We start from the raw sequence: 17,217 nt of genomic DNA, 5'->3' as shown, positions 1-17,217 counted from the left end.
GCCCCGCCTGGGCAAAAACCCCTCCCGAGGCCGCGCGGCAAAAATATTCAACAAAACGAGAAAGCTATGGGAAAATCACTCTATCAGAAGATTTTTGAAAGCCACACGGTAGCAAAGCTCCCGAGCGGCCAGTGCCAGCTCTTTATCGGGCTCCACCTCTGCCACGAAGTCACGAGCCCGCAGGCTTTTGCGCAGCTCCGCGAAGAAGGCCAGAAGGTGCTGTTCCCGGAACGCACTTTCGCCACGGTCGACCACATTATCCCGACCACGTTCCCGGAACGCAACCGCCCGCTCAAGGACGGCATTTCCGAAGAGATGTTCTCCCATATCGAAAACAACACCAAGAACAACGGCATCAAGTTCTTTGGCCCCGCTACCGCCGAACAGGGCGTTATCCACATCGTGGGCCCGGAAGAAGGCGTGACCCAGCCGGGCATGACTGTTGCCTGCGGTGACTCCCACACGGCAACGCACGGTGCCTTCGGTGCAATCGCATTCGGTATCGGCACGAGCCAGGTGGCAGACGTTCTCGCTACCCAGACGCTCGCCATGAGCCCGCTCAAGACTCGCCGCATCAAGTTCACCGGCAAGCTGAAGCCGGGTGTGACCGCCAAGGACGTGGCCCTCGCCTACATCGCAAAGCTCGGCGTGAACGGTGGCGTTGGCTACGCTTACGAATTTGCAGGTCCGGTCATCGAAGAAATGGGCATGGAAGGCCGTATGACGGTCTGCAACATGGCTATCGAAGGCGGCGCCCGCGTCGGTTACTGCAACCCCGACGAAAAGACTTTTGAATACCTCAAGGGCCGTCCGTACGCCCCGAAGGCCGACAAGTGGGACGAAGCCGTCGCTTACTGGAAGTCTGTGGCTACCGACGCCGACGCCCAGTTTGACGACGAAGTTGAAATCAATTGCGACAACCTCGAACCGATGGTGACCTGGGGCATTACGCCTGCCCAGGCCATTCCGCTGAACGGCAACATGCCGAAGATCAGCGAATTCGAAGGCAGCGAAAAGAAGGTCATCTCCGAAGCCTACGAATACATGGGCTGGGAAGAAGGTTCCAAGATGATTGGCCGCCCGATCGACATCGCCTTCGTGGGTAGCTGCACCAACGGCCGCTTGAGCGACTTGCAGGCCGCCGCCGAAATCATCAAGGGCCACAAGGTCGCCCCGACCGTCAAGATGTGGGTCGTTCCTGGTTCCATGAAGATCAAGGTGGAAGCCGAAGCTCTCGGTCTCGACAAGATCTTTAAGGAAGCCGGTGCCGAATGGCGCGAAGCAGGCTGCTCGCTCTGCCTCGCCATGAACCCGGACAAGCTCAAGGGTCGCCAGGTGAGCGCAAGCTCCAGCAACCGTAACTTCAAGGGCCGTCAGGGCAGCCCCACGGGCCGCACCATCCTCATGAGCCCCGCCATGGTGGCCGCCGCCGCCATCGAAGGCAAGGTCACCGACGTCCGCAAGTACATCAAGTAACGCAAGGAGATTTAAAAAATGAATTCTATCGACATTGTTAAAGGTTCCGGCGTTCCTGTACGCGGCAACGACATCGACACTGACCGTATCATCCCGGCACGCTTCCTCAAGTGCGTCACGTTCGAAGGCCTCGGCGACAACGCCTTTGCCGACGATATCGCTGGCCTCGCCGCACAGGGCAAGGTTCACCCGTTCCGCGATCCGGCCTACAAGAACGGTTCCATTCTCGTTTCGAACCAGAACTTCGGTTGCGGTTCCAGCCGTGAACACGCTCCGCAGGCTCTCAAGCGCTGGGGCATCCGCGCCATCATCGCCGAAAGCTACTCCGAAATCTTCTTCGGTAACTGCGTGGCCATTGGCGTGCCTTGCTACAAGGTGAGCCACGAAGTGGCCGACAAGATTCTCGCTTGGATCGAAGCACACCCGAGCGAAGAACTCGTGACGAGCACCGAAAGCCGCACGCTCAAGATGGGTGACGAAACCATCGAGCTCACGCTTGCTGACGGCCCCCGCGGTCAGTTCCTCGACGGCTCCTGGCACGCACGCTCCGCCCTCATGGCCAACGCCGACAAGGTGCAGGAACTTGCAAGCAAGCTGCCGTACATGAACTTTCTGAAGTAGGAATGAGGCGTGAGGTCGGCACTTCGTGCCTTTGAGGTATGAGGTGTCATCCTGAGCTAAACGAAACTTAGAACTTTAGTTCTCTAGTTGAGTTATGCCCTTTGGGTAGAAGCAACGCAAGTTGCGTAGTCGAAGGATCTAGTCACATTTCAAAAACGTCCAGGTTAAAAGCCTGGGCGTTTATATTATTTTATAAGTATGCGTTTATACATAATTTTACTACTCGGCATATCATGTCTGTTTGTCGGATGTTACTATCCTCCGCTTAACGAACTTCCACTATATGGTTACCCCGAAAAAACTATGGAAGAAATCAAAGCCGATTCCATCTACCAAAAAGATCTCGCCTGGGCCCAAGAAGTAGACTCCGCGCAAGAAAAAGCAAAAGAACTTATTGCAGAAGGCTTTTCGGCAGGCTATGGATTTTGCATGCCATATTTCAACCGAGCTTGGCTTCTAGACTCACTCAACCCACATATCTACATGGGATACGCCGAGCGCGTAATGCATAAACAAGATACAAAAAAAGCCATTGAGTATTATTCCAAATATCGAGAACTCTATCAAAAGAACCCCTCTCCCCGACCACGTAGTAAATACGCACCAAATTATGCCGACAGGGCAAACGATAATCCAGCAAATCATCAAAGCCTGATTTACGGAAAACTACTTTCATTAAAGAAGGACGACGGAAGGCATTGGGAAATGACTTGGCCTGGTGTGGCTATATCCGATGAAAATTACGACTTACGTCATGATTTTCTCCAAGAATCAAATATAATCCCCGAAAACGAAAGATATATACTCATCTTAAAATTATTCAATGACAAAAAAAGAAAATTTTATACTGCAGGAAGACTCAAAATCATCGAATTCTTTGATAAAGAAACTCAACAATGGGTTAAAGCGCCAGAAGATTCCGTTTATGAGTTTTCATATGTAGAACATCAAGGTATGTTCTTTAACGAAGAAATGAAAAGTCTTGTCACCTTAGGACAGACATCTACTCCGGATTCATCTGCACGGATTTTTCTACTGAAGCCCTATGCTAAATTTGACGGCGATTTAGTGCTAAACAGCTACTCAGAACATATTCCCTATAACTCGCTGCACAACACATCCCCTCACAATGTACATTTCAAGCCTTACCAAATAAAATCCCCCATTTCAATACCAGCCGAAATACCAGTCCGTTCAAGCATAATCCGAGCCCTTGATGAAGGAAAACTCGATTCTTTACGGACATACTTGAATGCCGCCTTAAGACTAGAAAAATATTATGGAGCCATGCCAATTTCTGACTACGAATTTTCCCTTCTCAATTTACTAGATAAAAACACCGTGTCAGACTCCACAGTCTACCACAAAATATATCAAGAATTAAATTCAACCATAACTCCTTGGATAAACCACACCCTACACATTCTTATCGCATACCGTTCTTATCCGTATGTTTTTTCTGACGAGTTCAATAAAAAAATCAATGCATTGCCAAAATCGTCTCTTCTAAAAGATTTTGCACAAAGACCTTTCTCAATGAGGGTCCTAGATTTCTAGTTTTAGGCCGGTGCCCTAGACGAGGGAGAGACACACCCCACCCCTTTTCAAAAACGTCCAAGTTCAAAGCCTGGGCGTTTTTTGTATTGTGAGCAAAAAAAATGGACAAAACCGCAGTTCTTTTATCTTAAATTTCTGATTTTTTCAGCGACAAAACGCTTGTGAACCTGCATAAATAAAGGTATATTAAGGTTGTAAGTCTTATAAAAGGATCTTTATATGAAGACTGTTTCGGGTAAAACATTTATTATTTCTTGTATCGTGCTGTTGTCCGCAATCTTTATCTCAGCATGCGGAGACGATAACAGTTCCAGCGTCCCAGATTCGTCACTAGAATCTTCTAGCAGCGTAGAAGACATTGAAAGCAGTTCCGATGCAATCTCCAGCGAAGAATCGACACAATCTAGCGCTACCGAACCCTATTCTAGCGCAAAAGAATCCTCCTCCAGTGCCGTTGAATCTTCCTCTAGTAACGGATCATCCTCATCAACAGCAACGCCATCTTCACCCAGTACCGAAAGCAGTTCCAGCGCAGTCGCAAGTGCTAAGGACTACTGTTCCACTAATTTTCGATACAAGTATAACCATGACGACGCAAACAAGAAATTCACCATATTTGAAGATCACTCCTACGACGAATGCCAACATCTAAATGGCAACTATACATTTGCCCATATAGACGAAGTTCTGCAGCATAAACGGAGTTACATCTTTATCGGAGATACTCTAGTTATAATTCAGAACAAAGAAGGCGATCCCGATACTATGGCCACCGTTTTGGTGGGTGGTTCCACGAACAACCTCCTCGGAGACTGGGCCTTCACAACATGCGACTACGAAGCAGGTTCCATTTCTTGCAATAACAAACCCAAACCATACACAATCCATTATGTTTTTGAAGCAGATTCTCAGCTTGTATATACCACTCTAGCAGACGGGAGCTGTATCCCGCCCGAATCTTTAATGCCAAGCGAAGGAACCTTGGATAAAGACGAAAGCTACACCGATACCTACGCCATGCGATCCCTTTATGAATCCATTATAAACATCAAAAAAGGTGACACTAAAAACATAAGCATTTATCCTTACGATTTCTTCCTTCAATCGGGCGGAATTACCATTCCATCCGAAGTGGCTATTTCAAGTCAAAGCAAGTATGCCGTTACCTTCACTATCGGCGGTCAGGAATTTTCGGCCACCCTTGGTGAAAACACTCACCGTATCCAGTATTATTCCGATTCCCAGTCTGAAGTTGATTTGGACCTCGCCTCCGGCAGCAAAGTTTGCCATCTGCATTACTTTAGAGATGCTAAGCTCACCAGTGAAACATGCAAGGCCGAAAATGCGCCCAACTTTGAATTGGATACGCATGAAGAAACCGGTGTCGAATATGTTGACTCGTACAAAATTGAAAATATTGACGAATTTAAGGCTTGCCTAATTACGCTGGCACAATAATCGCCTTATAGCAGCTCTTTATGAGCAGATGCTTTTAGCGCGAGCCCTACCCTACACCATCTCGGCATTGAGCTTTGCGGCGAGTTCTTAAAATCAAGTCCCAAAATCCACACTCGTGCTCAAATATTGGCGAATTCCTCTTAGATTCTATCAAAAGCGCCGATATATTAGCAGTTTTCTTCCTAGACTTCAAATTGTTTTTTGGAATTTTCGCAGCCACGTTTCAATTTACAATAAAAAAGTTATATTTTATTGAAATTATATAATATATTTATTATATTATCTAAGAATATTATAATAAATAGGTTATTTTATGAACGAAAGGTTGATTTTGCTCAGGGCTCTTGCCCATAAGACGGGAAACCTCGCCCAGCTTCGCGACGCCCAACCTCCCAAGCAAGGGTGGATTTCCGCCGTTCGTCGGGCTCTCGGAATGACCGCAAAACAACTTGCGGAACGCGTCGGGCTTTCTCAGCCGCGCATCGCCAAGATGGAACTCAACGAAAGCAACCTCAAGATTTCGACCATGAAAAAAATCGCGGAAGGCCTTGACTGCGATTTCGTTTACGGTTTTATCCCCAAGAGCAGCCTGCAGGAGACGATTAAACGACAGGCCCACAAAAAAGCCGAAGCAATCCTATCGAGCGTCAACACGAACATGGCATTGGAAAATCAACTTGCCGATGATCCGCATATCCTGACGGACATGGCCGATGAGATGATAGCCAAGAACATAAGGCGCATTTGGGATAAGTAAAAATTTTCCCCATTCGTCATTTTGTCATTTTATGACATGCCCATAATTTATATTTTGGGTATGGCCGATATATTTACATCAGACGACAATTCTACGCCCCTTACGCCAGAAGAACGCGAAGGGTTAAAGCCCAAGTGGATAACACTTAGGCGCGAACTCAACGAGTTCGAAACGCGCAATATTTTGGATGCTGAAATGTGGCTCGCAACTCACAAGCAACGAGATGTTCTAAACGATACATTCCTTATGAAATTGCACAAAAGGATGTTCGGTCAAGTGTGGAAATGGGCCGGTGAATACCGAACGACGGAAAGAAACATTGGGGTCGCGCCATACCAAATTCCCGTCAAATTGAAGACGTTGTTCGATGATGTGAAATTCTGGATGGAGAACCATACATTCCCCAACTTGGAAATAGCCGTCCGGCTTCACCACAGGCTTGTTTTAATCCACCCGTTCCCTAACGGCAATGGTAGAATTTCGCGACTGATGGCGGACCTGCTTATGCAGCAACTTGGCGAGCCGCGGCTCTACTGGGGTGATACCAGCTTGAACGACATTACGGATTTACGGAAGAAGTATATTGACGCGCTTCATGCTGCCGATTCTGGGGATTATACAGAACTGATTAAGTTCGTGACAACATAAAAGCTGCTTGCGAGCCCGCATAACTAAAGAAATATTCAAAAGTAGGTCTTATAGTCGCTCTTTACGAGCAATGAACTTTAGCACGCAACCCCACCCTACACCAACTCGGCCTTGAGTTTTGCGGCGAATTCTAAAAAAACTACATTTCAACCCATGCTCTCCTCACCCATCGACAACATTCTCGTAGAAAAGGCGAAGCGCCAAATGCACTTGCGCAACGGCGAGAATATCGTCAAGACGTACAGGATTTCGCTGGGCAAGAATCCCGTGGGTGCGAAGGTCAAGTCCGGCGACAACAAGACACCCGAAGGCGACTACACCATCGAAAGACACAATCCCAAGAGCATTTTCCATTTATCGCTAAAGATTTCGTACCCGAACGCAGAGCAAATCAAGGCCGCAAAAGAAGGCAACTACGAGCCCGGCGGCGACATCATGATTCACGGCTATCCGAACAGATTTCCTGCATTCCTCTTTAAATTCTGGCACAAGTGGAAAGACTGGACCGCCGGCTGCATCGCCGTCACGAACGACGAAATCGAAGAAATATACGACGCCGTCAAAGATGGCACGCCGATAACCATCAAGCCCTAGCCTTTATACTTCGACTTATACCCGTGATTTTCCTGGGGGCGCAAGTCGTTGGGGTACATCACGTCGGTGTAGATGTCTTCTTGCAGCTTTTTCACGAGCTTGTACACTTCAGCGTAATTGGCAATGCTGTCGATGGAAATGCCCGCATTAGTCGACCTTCCTCGCCCGTTCAGCGTCGCCGGGTTCGCCTGGGCCGAGGTCGTGATGATATCGCCCACGCCAAACCACTGGTCAAAAATACCGCGATGCAAGTCCACATGCGAAAGTTCCGCAAAAGGTTTTGACTTGTATGTCCTTGCAAAGATACCGCCAGAAGCGTAGATACCCTTATCCGTGACGATGTAAGCCGTATTACGGTACCGCCTAAACGAGAGCAGAGCCCCGCCCAAGTAAAGCCATACCGGCATCAGGTGAAGTGCCATGAAGGGGACAATAAAGAAGGCTGCCTCGTTCGACTTGTCCGAAGAAAAGGCCGCCCCGATAAAGAACATGTCAAAAAGTCCCCATACAAGCGCGAACGGGAGCAGCGGATTGAAGATGCATTCAAAAATGAAGCACCTCTTGTCGGGCTTGCCGGCATAGAGAATCTTTTCATCCTTCCCTATCAAAAGCGTCAGTTCGTTGTCCATAAATTCCGTCCTCGCTTTGGGAGCCTGCAATTTACCCCAGACGCTTGTTGACTTCGTCCCAGTTGATGATGCTCCACAGCGCCTTTAGGTAGTCCGGACGGCGGTTGCGGTAGTCGATGTAGTAGGCATGTTCCCACACGTCGAAGGTGAGGAGCGGCTTGAGGCCCTTGGTAAGCGGGTTCTGGGCGTTGCCTTCCTGCGTGATGACGAGCTTGCCGCTTGCATCGGCAGAGAGCCAGACCCAACCGGAACCGAAGAGGCCGGCACCCTTTGCCTGGAATTCTTCCTGGAACTTCTCGAAGGAGCCGAAGTCCCGGGCGATGGCTTCCGCAATCTTGCCCGAGGGGGCGTTGCCGGCCTTCGGGGCGGCAAACTGCAGGAAGTACATGCAGTGGTTCAGGAACTGGCCCGCGTTGTTGAAAACGCCGCCTTCGGCAGTCCTCACGATGTCTTCGAGGGACTTGCCTTCGAAGGCGCTGCCCGGAAGGGCCGCATTCAAATTATTGAGGTAAGTCTGCAGGTGCTTACCGTAGTGGAATTCGATAGTTTCGGCGCTGAGGGCCGGGACCAGGTCCGCCGCCGCATACGGGAGGGCGGGCATTTCAAACTTTCCGTTTGCTTGCTGAATCATATTTTCCTCTTCTTTGGTGGTTAAATGCTACTCTCTATAAATTCCTTTCTAAACGTGCCGTTGCCGAGCAAAATGTCGATGGGCAACTTCTTGAATTCATATTCGTAGGGCGGCTGCTTCCAGGCGAAATCGTTCGGGTACTCGTTGAAGATGTACTGCAACAGTTTCACCGCCATATCGAAACTGCGGAACTTGTCGCGGTCGAGCACGTGAATCTGCGCACCGCCGCAAATCTGGCCCGCACCCTTGTGGAACGTGGGCTGGAAGTAGTTCTCGCGGAAGTACACGCCGGGCAATTTCAATCCGTTCATGTACTTGCAGAGCTTGACTGCATCGATGAACGGCGCACCGAAAATCTCGAAGGGGCGGGTAGTGCCGCGGCCTTCGCTCACGTTGGTGGCCTCGAACAGGCACATGCCGGGGTAAACGATAGCAGTATCGAGGGTGGGCATGTTGGGGCTGGGCAGAATCCACGGAAGTCCGGTCTGGTCGTACCACATCTTTTTGTCGTAACCTTCCATTTCGAGTACGTAGAGTTCGCACTTGGGAAAACATTCTTCTTTGAACTGCACCGCAAGTTCACCAATAGTCTTCGCATGGCGCGTGCGGATGCTGTGAAGTCCCACAAAACTAGTGTAGTTCAGGTCCAGCACCGGGCCTTCTTCGTCGATACAGTTGATGGGGTTCGGGCGGTCCACCACCACAACCGGAATGCCGAGCTTTTCGCAGGCCTTCATCACCAGGTAGAGAGTCCAAATAAACGTATAGTAGCGAGCCCCCACGTCTTGCAGGTCCACAAGCATAACGTCCACGTGGCTGAGCATCTCAGGGGTCGGTTCGCGGTGTTCGCCGTAAAGGCTATAGACAGGGATGCCGAGTTCGGGGTCGGTGTAACCTTCCCATTCGATCATGTTGTCTTGGGTGTGCCCCTTAATGCCATGCTGGGGGCCAAAAAGGGCCGAAAGCTTAAAGAGTTTGCCGTCGTATTCCTTGAGCAAATCAAGGGTGTAATGGAGGTCGGCACAAACGGATGCCGGGTGAAGGACCGCACCGAGGCGCTTACCCTTAAGGGCTGCCGGGAAGGATTTTTCAAAATGCGAAAGAGCTAAAGTTACCATGGACTGAAAAATAAATTAAAATCGGGGAAAATGATTGGATCTTGTCACTTTTGTGACATTTCAATTTTATATTTTTACGGCATAAAAATCAACAATAGGATTAATTATGGCTTATCTGAATAAAGTGATGCTCATTGGTAATATTGGCAAGGACCCCGAAATCCGCATGAGCCCCAATGGTGGACGCAAGCGTGTATCCTTCTCCCTTGCCACCAGCCGTCGCTACCGCGACAACAACGGCGAACAAAAGGAACAGACCGACTGGCACAACATTGTGGGTTGGGGCAAAATCGCCGATATCGTCGAGCAGCTCGGTATTCGCAAAGGCATGAGCCTCTATGTCGAAGGCACCCTCACCAACCGCAGCTGGACCGACCAAGCTAGCGGCCAAAAACGCTACACCACCGAAGTGAACATGGACACATTCCAGCTCCTCACTCCCCGTGGCCAGGGCGGCGCTCCGGGTGCAGGCAACTACAACCAGGGCAGCAGCTACAGCCAGTCCAACAACTTCAGTCAGCCCCAAGGCGGCGCCCCCAGCTATGACGCCCCGATGCCCGAAGGCGACGACGACCTCCCGTTCTAGCCTATGACTTACGGCATTGCTGAAATTGCTTTGATGTTCGTCCTCCCGCTCGGGATCACCTTCATCACCATTCTACAGACGGCCGCTGCCGAGTACCGAAACGAAAAGATCCTTGGCGCATTCTTCTCCCTCATCGTCGTGGTGATGGACTGCATGTTCTACTTCGCGAGGAACTCCTTCATTAGCTACAATTCCGACGGCGGACTCCTGTTGGCGTTTGCCAGCATGTTCTTCTTTGGACTGCTCTACGTGGTCCGTAGCGAAGATATTGCCGGCAAAATCGCAAACGGCATGTTCTCGGCGTTCATGCTCGCGGCTTTCCTCGGCATTTGCTACTGGGAACGTCCGACGCTCCTCGTGGTGTCGGATTACTCCCCCGCCGAACTCGCCGCACAAAACGCCAAGTACCAGGATTACATCTCCTCGTTCCAGAATGGCAACGGGGGTCAGTGGAAAGAAACGCCCCAAAAGGCAGCCAGGACCGGCACTGTCGTGAACACGCCCAATGCAGGCGCTTCCTCCGGCGCACCTGTCCAGCTTTCCGACGCCGCCAAGGGCCGTTTTGGCCGCTATGTGAACGAGACAAGCAAAGTCGTTGACCGCATGAACTCAATCATGGAAGCCATTGACAACTTCGAGCCGATTCAGCCCAACATCACTGACGCGGAACGCGAACAGCGTGGCAGCCAGGCGCTCGCCATCAACAACAACGCCATTGCCATCAGCAAAAAAGCGCTCGGCCTGTTCCACCCGCACGAGTCCAGTGAAGTCCACACCGAACTTATCCAGGCAAGCGAGAGCCTGCGCCTAGCCGCCTACTCGCTGTACACCTACTCCCTCCAGGAGAACCCCGAGGAGCAGATGACGCAGTACAAGCAGGCTCGCAGCCAGATTGCCCAAACCAAGATTTATCTGGAACGATTCCGTAACGGCGTCCAGAACATCCTTTCAAACAATCAACCTCAACAAGAATAAAACTAAAGGTTACACCAATGATTCGTAATGTAGCGATCATGGGCGCCACGGGCGCCGTAGGACAAGAAATTCTCTCCATCCTCGAAGAGCGCAATTTCCCGCTGCAGAGCCTGAAGCTCCTCGCTTCGGAACGCAGTGCGGGCAAGGAATTCAAGTTCAAGGGCGAAACCCTCAAGTGCGAAGTCCTGAACAAGGATTCCTTCAAGGGTATCGACCTGGTGCTCAGCTCCGCCGGTGCCGCGATTTCCCAGGAATTCGCCCCCATCGCCGTCGAGAACGGCGCCGTGGTCGTCGACAACACGAGTTTCTTCCGCATGGACCCGAAGGTCCCGCTGGTCGTGCCCGAAGTGAACCCCGAAGACATCGAGCTCTACAAGGCCGAAAAGGGCGGCAAGGGCATCATCGCCAACCCGAACTGCACGACCATCATGATGGTCGTCGTACTGAACCCGATCAACAAGATTTCCAAGATCAAGAAGATCCACATTTCTTCTTACCAGAGTGCCAGCGGCGCTGGTGCCGTCGCCATGGAAGAACTCAAGCAGCAGTACAAGGACATCATCGAGACGGGCACCACCACCCACATCGCGAAGTTCCCGTTCCAGCTCGCGTACAACGTGATTCCGCAGATCGACAAGATGACGGAAAACGACTACACGAAGGAAGAAATGAAGATGTTCAACGAAACGCGCAAGATCATGCACTCCGACGTGCGTACGAGCGCTACCTGCGTGCGCGTGAGCTCGCTGCGTTCCCACTCCGAATCCGTGTGGTTCGAAACGGAACGTCCGGTTTCCGTCGAAGAAATCCGCAACGCTTTGAAGAACGCCCCGGGCGTGACCCTCAAGGACGACCCGCAGAACTACGTCTACCCCATGCCGCTCGAAAGCGCCGGCAAGGACAACGTGTTCGTCGGCCGAATCCGCAAGGACCTCGCCGACGAGAACAGCAACACGCTGTGGCTCACCGGCGACCAAATCCGCAAGGGCGCTGCCCTCAACGCCGTGCAGATTGGCGAATACCTCGTCAAGGGTGTGTAACTTTCGTTAACAATGAAAAGTCGCGCGGATGCGCGACTTTCGCTTTAGCGAAGAACATTCAAAAAGCCGCTCCAGAAGGAGCGGCTTTTTTCACCCAAACACCATTCGCTCAATTAAATTAGAAACCCATATTCGACTTTATTTCGTACCATATTTTTCGCAGAAGCCACGCGTCATCTTCAGTCACTGTTGCAGAAGACCCCGCATTCATCACCATGCTCCGAGCTATGCCTGAGTAACTCGAATTTGCGGTATTCGCACTCGCCATCGGCGACGAGAAATTGGCATCGGGGAAATCCCAACTTTCGTAGAAATCCGGAAGACCCCAGTTATGTCCCGATTCATGTACCACAATATGCGGCAAGCTGGATCCCAAGGTACTAATGAGGTAACTGTCGTTTATCCAAAGTCCCTCGCCCGTTCCCGAGGCAAAGCCCCAATTCGTTGCCGTATAGCTTGTCGATGCGGCGACAGGCTGAATAAACTGATCAAAATGCGTATCATTTGTCTTGGAGTAATTCGGGCAGGAATTGTAATTCGAAATTTCTCCGTAAAATTTCTTGGAACGGGAACAAGCATCGGGACACATCGGCTGCTTAAGAACCGCATTATCAGTTATGTTGTAATCATAGCCATTCTGCGGATCATCAATGGAATAATTGGCATAGACAATCTCATCGGATTGTTTGTCCTTCACGATACTTTCGTCAAGTACCGCCCAACCAGTCACATTCACCGGAATGGAATCATAAGGCCAGCCCTCAAATCCGACAAGATGTTTTGCCCACAGATTTATCTCATCATTCAACATCTGCACAATCTGCTGCCTGCGAACCAAAGTCAATTCCTGAGGACTTTGCCAGCGCACGCAGAAATTGAGATAACCTCCATTTTCGACAATCTGATAAAAAGTCCAGTTGCGGGCCGATTCAATACGGTAGTCGTCATAAGTTCCGTCGGAACCCTTAGCGATTCCGTTTTGCGAAAGTCGATAATCCCATTCCCAGTTCACAAACTTGTAACGGTCGGGATTACTTGTTGCAAGGCTTGCCATAGTAATTGTCGTTACTACGGAAGTCGAGGAGCTACTCGATGCCGCCGATGTAGCCGAGCTACTTGAGGATGTCGAGGAAACGGAACTGCTTGAAAGGCCCAGCCCAGAAGAAGAACTACTGCCAGAAACAATCACATTCAATGAAATTGTAACCAACGCAATTTTATTACCACTGCGGAATGCCTGCCTGATTGTATAGATCTTATCGGCCTCAAGCTTACCTGGATATTGACCGACATTCGCTGTCATTGCAGACATGTTTACTTCAGAATAAACATAGGCTTCACTGCCATATTCAACAACCTTTCCCGACTGATTAAACCAATGACCAGGATTATTTGCTGTCGACACAGAATCAAAGGTTCCATCGGGATTTACAGCATAATACGTTACAGAAGAAAGAGCAGACTCAGAAATTCCTAACGCACCGGCAATGTTACTCGGATTTAAGTCAACTGTTACAAAACTGTAATTTAACCCATCAGCCTCAAGAGTTGCAGATAAATTAAATTTCGTTGTATCGACAGAGGCGTTCAAGTCTAGTTGAACAGACAAAACATCATCCTTGATCCCTTTGAGCGATACATTGTTGGCAGAGATTTCCCAAGTTCTTGTGGCATCGTACACCATCCATGGAGATTCCGCCTTATACTCCCCCGCTGCAACGACCGCTGAAGACGAAAATTTTTCACCGGAGCTCCCCAACATCGAGACTTTTACGGAATACCCACTCGATGCATCCGTCGGGATTTTTCCCATAACATTCTTATGAGTCAACACAACATCGGCAATTTTGCCTTCATCGTTATATACGGGAACAGAGCCTTGAACAGAGGAGCCATTATAACTAAACGTCAAGGAATCGGCGACAGCCAGGACTTTACGCAGAGAACGTTTTTCAGAAACAATCGAAGCGCTTCCGTTTGAAGAGAAATTCACCCTATAAGTCATTTCAAGGTTATTTGCCTTCACCTTGACAAGGTAAACACCCTTCGGAGTTTTTTCATCAAATAGCGCAATATCATGTTCGCCAGCAGACATCTGCCGTACCGGTGCGTTAAACACAGTCTTACCAAGGACATTGTATGCGGCTATACGAACGGAAGCACTTTCGTTCAACGAAAACAGGAGGTTTCCAGATTCAAAACGGGCAGTATTCAAAGCAACGGGGGCAGAAACAATTGTTGTTCCCTCCGTCGAAATCTGGTAATACCCATTTGCATCGGTCACAGCTGTTTTTCCAGAAGACTTAAGCGCCACCGAGACTCCGGACATTGCATCTCCCTGCGGCAACTTAACATAGCCATAAATGTCAGCAAAAGCATTTGCGGAAAGTAGCCCCAATAAGAGGGTCGTCACTACGCCCTTTTTCCCAAACATACCACACTCCATTTTTAGAAACCAACACCAAAATGATTTCTAAAATAAAGATATTATTCGAAAAGAAAAAATGCAATAAAAAAAAACACGGAACCAGTATGATTCCGTGTAAAAGGCGTTTAAGGTTCCGCTTTATTTCCCCAGCTGGTCGGGGTTCAGACACTTGAGTTCGTCCACAACGAACAGGCCGTCCTTGCGGATGAGCTTGTCGTCGAACCAGATTTCGCCGCCGCCGTATTCCGGGCGCATGATGAGCACCAAGTCCCAGTGGATGGCGCTCGCGTTGCCGTTGGGGGCGTCCTCGTAGCAGCGGCCCGGCGTAAAGTGGATACTCCCCTTGATTTTTTCGTCAAAAAGAATGTCGCACATGGGAGCGTCCACATATGGGTTGAAGCCGATAGCGAACTCGCCCACGTAGCGTGCGCCCTCGTCGGTATTGAACAAAGCTTCAAGCGCCTTCGGGTCGCCGGTTTCGCAACTAGCATCCACAATCTTGCCGTCCTTGAAGGTCAGGCGTAAGTTGCTGAAGAACTTGCCCTCATAAAGCGTCGGGGTGTTGTAATGGATGACGCCGTTCACGCTATTACGCACCGGGGCGGTATAGACTTCGCCGTCGGGGATGTTCATGTTGCCGCAGCACGGCACCGCGGGGATGCCCTTGATGCTAAAGGTAAGGTCGGTATCGGCAGCCACCAAGCGCACCTTGTCGGTCCTGTTCATCAAATCCACCAGGTGGCTCGCCGCCTTGTTCATCTTGGGGTAATCGGCAAGGCATGCCTTGAAGTAGAAGTCCTCGAACGCCTCGGTGCTCATCTTCGCGCCCTGCGCCATGGAGGGGTTCGGCCAGCGGAGTACGCACCAGCGCGTTTCGTTCACGCGGTAGTTGAGCACGTCCTCATTGAGCGTGCGGAACAAAAACATCTTTTCGTCATCGATGTCGCAGTTTTCCATAGCGTTATCGGCACCGCGGATAGCGATATAGGCCTGCATCTGCTTCATTTCGTCGAGGTCGAGCTTCGCGCGGAGTTCCAGCGCCTGCTTTGTGGCGGACTTTATCCATTCGCGGCGTACGCGACTGTTCGAATTGCGTACAAAAGCGTTCCCGCCCGCTTTCACCACCGCCTTTACGAGCTCCGTGGAGATTTCGTCGGGAGTGTCGGTCGTCTCGATCAAAATATTCTCGCCCGCCTTCAAGGCGATGGCGTTGTTAATCAAATTTTCTGCAAGTTGCGTAACACGGATGTCTTTCATTTTAGCCTTCTTTAATTTTGTTCAAAGCAATAATAACATTTTAAAAGCGCCATGGCAAAAAATTCGCCATGACGCAGGAATTTTCTCGACAAAGGATATTATTCAGCCCACAGAATCATTCCGTGAACGTGAAGGGGATCGTCACCACGGTATTGCCCGACTTCACCTTGTTGAATCTCCAGCGGCTCACGGCATGCTTCACGGCCTCGTCAAATTCCGCATAATCCGTCGTTGAAGAGACTATGGCGATGCTCACAATCTCGCCGCCTGGGGCAATGCTAAACCGGAGCGTTACCTTCCCCTGGAATCCGCGTTTCTTTTTGAGGAACATGTTGTACACATGCCGCAGCCCAGGAGTCCGATTGCGAACCACCTTCATGATGTCGGCCGCGGAACGTCCCGCGCTTGCCGACCCCACGTCGATATCCCTTTCGGATGGAGCTTTCATGCGGCCCTTCAACGCCTTGCTCGTTCCCGGAGCGCCCGGCCCTCTCAAGTCATCAAAGAAACCGCCAATGCCCCCGCTTCCGCCGGCAGCGTAACCTTCGTTAAAGCCACCCTCCACCTTCCCGCGCAGCTCGCCAATCTTGGTTTTGCCCGTGGTCTGCAAACCGCTGGTGTTCTTGAGCACCTTCTCGATATCCTTGGCGAACGTCTGCTTGACGAGGTCATAGGTCATCGCGCTTGCATTGTGCGTTTGGGCGGTCAGCATCTTGAGCACGCTCTTGTTCAATTCGGCATGTTTTTTGCCCTGGCCCTTTTGCTTTCCGCCGCCACCCGCCTTTTTGCTGGGGTACGGATCCACGATTTTCTTCTTCTCCTTTTCGACTTTTTTCTCCTTTCGTTCAATGACGTTCAACGTAGCCTTCATTTCGTCGTTTGACGAATGTTCAAAAATGACATCGTCTATCACGACCTCGTATGCCGCAGCCCAAAAGCAGAGCATTAGCGCCACAAGCAAGGCTACGCCCGCAATGGCACCCATCTTCTTGTCGGAATCCGGCAAAAGCGAGGCGATAAACGCGTCCATGTTTTTTTGTGTCTGTTTCATGATTTTATCCTCCATCCCGCAAGGGACTGTTTATGGTTTAGTTTGTATGTATTTTGTTTTTGGGTAATAGGGGAACAACAGTTCCATAGAGGAACTTTTCGACGCATGCTAGAATACAGCGAAGAACGAGGCTTACGCGGCAAGCCTACAACAAGTTTTTTACATGTCTAAAGGAATCAACCGAGACGTCGTGGCATTAGACGCTCAGCAATGTACACCAAACAGATTTTTTCATAATTCACTCCTTGGTTAAGTCATAGAGCGGAATTATCTCCCATCGGTTTTAAAATATAAAGAAGATTCCGTTTGGATTCATGCGCATCGGTAAACAAAAATTCATCATCCGCTATGTAAATTTTACGTACAAAATAACTTATTGACCAAAGCCTTG

The 17,217-nt window shown here is 50.1% G+C and carries 16 protein-coding genes; 10 read left to right on the top strand and 6 right to left on the bottom strand.

Going from position 1 to position 17,217, the window contains the following annotated elements:
* Nucleotides 1-66: 66 nt before the first annotated feature.
* The 7 genes from leuC to BUB55_RS03690 all read left to right on the top strand — a co-directional run bounded on the left by leuC (nt 67) and on the right by BUB55_RS03690 (nt 7,111).
* Entirely contained in the window at nt 67-1,476 is a 1,410-nt protein-coding gene (gene leuC / locus BUB55_RS03720) for a 3-isopropylmalate dehydratase large subunit (protein ID WP_073188334.1), read from the top strand.
* 18 nt (nt 1,477-1,494) lie between these two features.
* Complete coding sequence (locus tag BUB55_RS03715; protein WP_072810665.1) at nt 1,495-2,097, top strand: 3-isopropylmalate dehydratase small subunit; 603 nt, start codon at nt 1,495-1,497, stop codon at nt 2,095-2,097.
* A 303-nt stretch (nt 2,098-2,400) separates the two neighbouring features.
* Complete coding sequence (locus tag BUB55_RS03710) at nt 2,401-3,654, top strand: hypothetical protein (protein ID WP_073188332.1); 1,254 nt, start codon at nt 2,401-2,403, stop codon at nt 3,652-3,654.
* 219 nt (nt 3,655-3,873) lie between these two features.
* The gene (locus BUB55_RS13925) at nt 3,874-5,112 is read left to right on the top strand and encodes a hypothetical protein (RefSeq protein WP_143152887.1); all 1,239 of its coding nucleotides are present in this window, start codon (nt 3,874-3,876) and stop codon (nt 5,110-5,112) included.
* Between the two features lie 313 nt (nt 5,113-5,425).
* Complete coding sequence (locus tag BUB55_RS03700; RefSeq protein WP_073188328.1) at nt 5,426-5,869, top strand: mobile mystery protein A; 444 nt, start codon at nt 5,426-5,428, stop codon at nt 5,867-5,869.
* 60 nt (nt 5,870-5,929) lie between these two features.
* Nucleotides 5,930-6,517, top strand: coding sequence for a mobile mystery protein B (locus tag BUB55_RS03695; protein WP_073188444.1), 588 nt, complete (start codon nt 5,930-5,932; stop codon nt 6,515-6,517).
* A gap of 153 nt (nt 6,518-6,670) precedes the next feature.
* Nucleotides 6,671-7,111, top strand: coding sequence for a L,D-transpeptidase family protein (locus tag BUB55_RS03690; protein ID WP_083596856.1), 441 nt, complete (start codon nt 6,671-6,673; stop codon nt 7,109-7,111).
* Here BUB55_RS03690 and BUB55_RS03685 read toward each other — a convergent pair.
* The 3 genes from BUB55_RS03685 to BUB55_RS03675 are packed head-to-tail and all read right to left on the bottom strand — an operon-like array spanning nt 7,108 to nt 9,489.
* Nucleotides 7,108-7,740, bottom strand: coding sequence for a PH domain-containing protein (locus BUB55_RS03685; protein ID WP_073188443.1), 633 nt, complete (start codon nt 7,738-7,740; stop codon nt 7,108-7,110). The two genes, BUB55_RS03690 and BUB55_RS03685, sit on opposite strands and share 4 nt — an antisense overlap.
* Nucleotides 7,741-7,771: 31 nt before the next feature.
* Nucleotides 7,772-8,371 carry a superoxide dismutase gene (locus BUB55_RS03680; protein WP_073188325.1) on the bottom strand — a complete coding sequence of 200 codons (600 nt, stop codon included), beginning with the start codon at nt 8,369-8,371 and terminating at the stop codon, nt 7,772-7,774.
* 20 nt (nt 8,372-8,391) lie between these two features.
* On the bottom strand, nt 8,392-9,489 hold the full coding sequence (locus BUB55_RS03675) for an exo-beta-N-acetylmuramidase NamZ family protein (protein ID WP_073188323.1): 1,098 nt from the start codon (nt 9,487-9,489) through the stop codon (nt 8,392-8,394).
* A gap of 106 nt (nt 9,490-9,595) precedes the next feature.
* Between BUB55_RS03675 and BUB55_RS03670 the strand changes: the two genes are divergently transcribed.
* From BUB55_RS03670 to BUB55_RS03660, 3 genes are read left to right on the top strand one after another with little or no spacing between them, the layout of a single operon-like run.
* On the top strand, nt 9,596-10,075 hold the full coding sequence (locus BUB55_RS03670; protein ID WP_073188322.1) for a single-stranded DNA-binding protein: 480 nt from the start codon (nt 9,596-9,598) through the stop codon (nt 10,073-10,075).
* A gap of 33 nt (nt 10,076-10,108) precedes the next feature.
* Nucleotides 10,109-11,050: a hypothetical protein gene (locus BUB55_RS03665; RefSeq protein WP_143152886.1), complete on the top strand. Its 942-nt coding sequence runs from the start codon at nt 10,109-10,111 to the stop codon at nt 11,048-11,050.
* Nucleotides 11,051-11,067: 17 nt separating this feature from the next.
* A complete protein-coding gene (locus tag BUB55_RS03660) occupies nt 11,068-12,090 on the top strand; it encodes an aspartate-semialdehyde dehydrogenase (RefSeq protein ID WP_073188319.1) in 1,023 nt (340 codons plus the stop codon).
* Nucleotides 12,091-12,208: 118 nt separating this feature from the next.
* On the opposite strand, the gene BUB55_RS03655 is transcribed toward BUB55_RS03660, so the two are convergent.
* The 3 genes from BUB55_RS03655 to BUB55_RS03645 form a co-directional block, all read right to left on the bottom strand.
* On the bottom strand, nt 12,209-14,524 hold the full coding sequence (locus BUB55_RS03655) for a DUF4859 domain-containing protein (RefSeq protein WP_073188317.1): 2,316 nt from the start codon (nt 14,522-14,524) through the stop codon (nt 12,209-12,211).
* A 132-nt stretch (nt 14,525-14,656) separates the two neighbouring features.
* Nucleotides 14,657-15,775, bottom strand: a complete 1,119-nt coding sequence (locus BUB55_RS03650) for an aminopeptidase (RefSeq protein ID WP_073188315.1) — start codon at nt 15,773-15,775, stop codon at nt 14,657-14,659.
* Nucleotides 15,776-15,890: 115 nt separating this feature from the next.
* Nucleotides 15,891-16,826 carry an AgmX/PglI C-terminal domain-containing protein gene (locus BUB55_RS03645; RefSeq protein ID WP_073188313.1) on the bottom strand — a complete coding sequence of 312 codons (936 nt, stop codon included), beginning with the start codon at nt 16,824-16,826 and terminating at the stop codon, nt 15,891-15,893.
* Between the last annotated feature and the right edge of the window lie 391 nt (nt 16,827-17,217).

The sequence above is a fragment of the Fibrobacter sp. UWP2 genome (assembly GCF_900141705.1).
GTDB lineage: Bacteria > Fibrobacterota > Fibrobacteria > Fibrobacterales > Fibrobacteraceae > Fibrobacter.
Note: the sequence above shows the minus strand (reverse complement) of the source record. Positions and strands in the feature narration are given on the sequence as shown.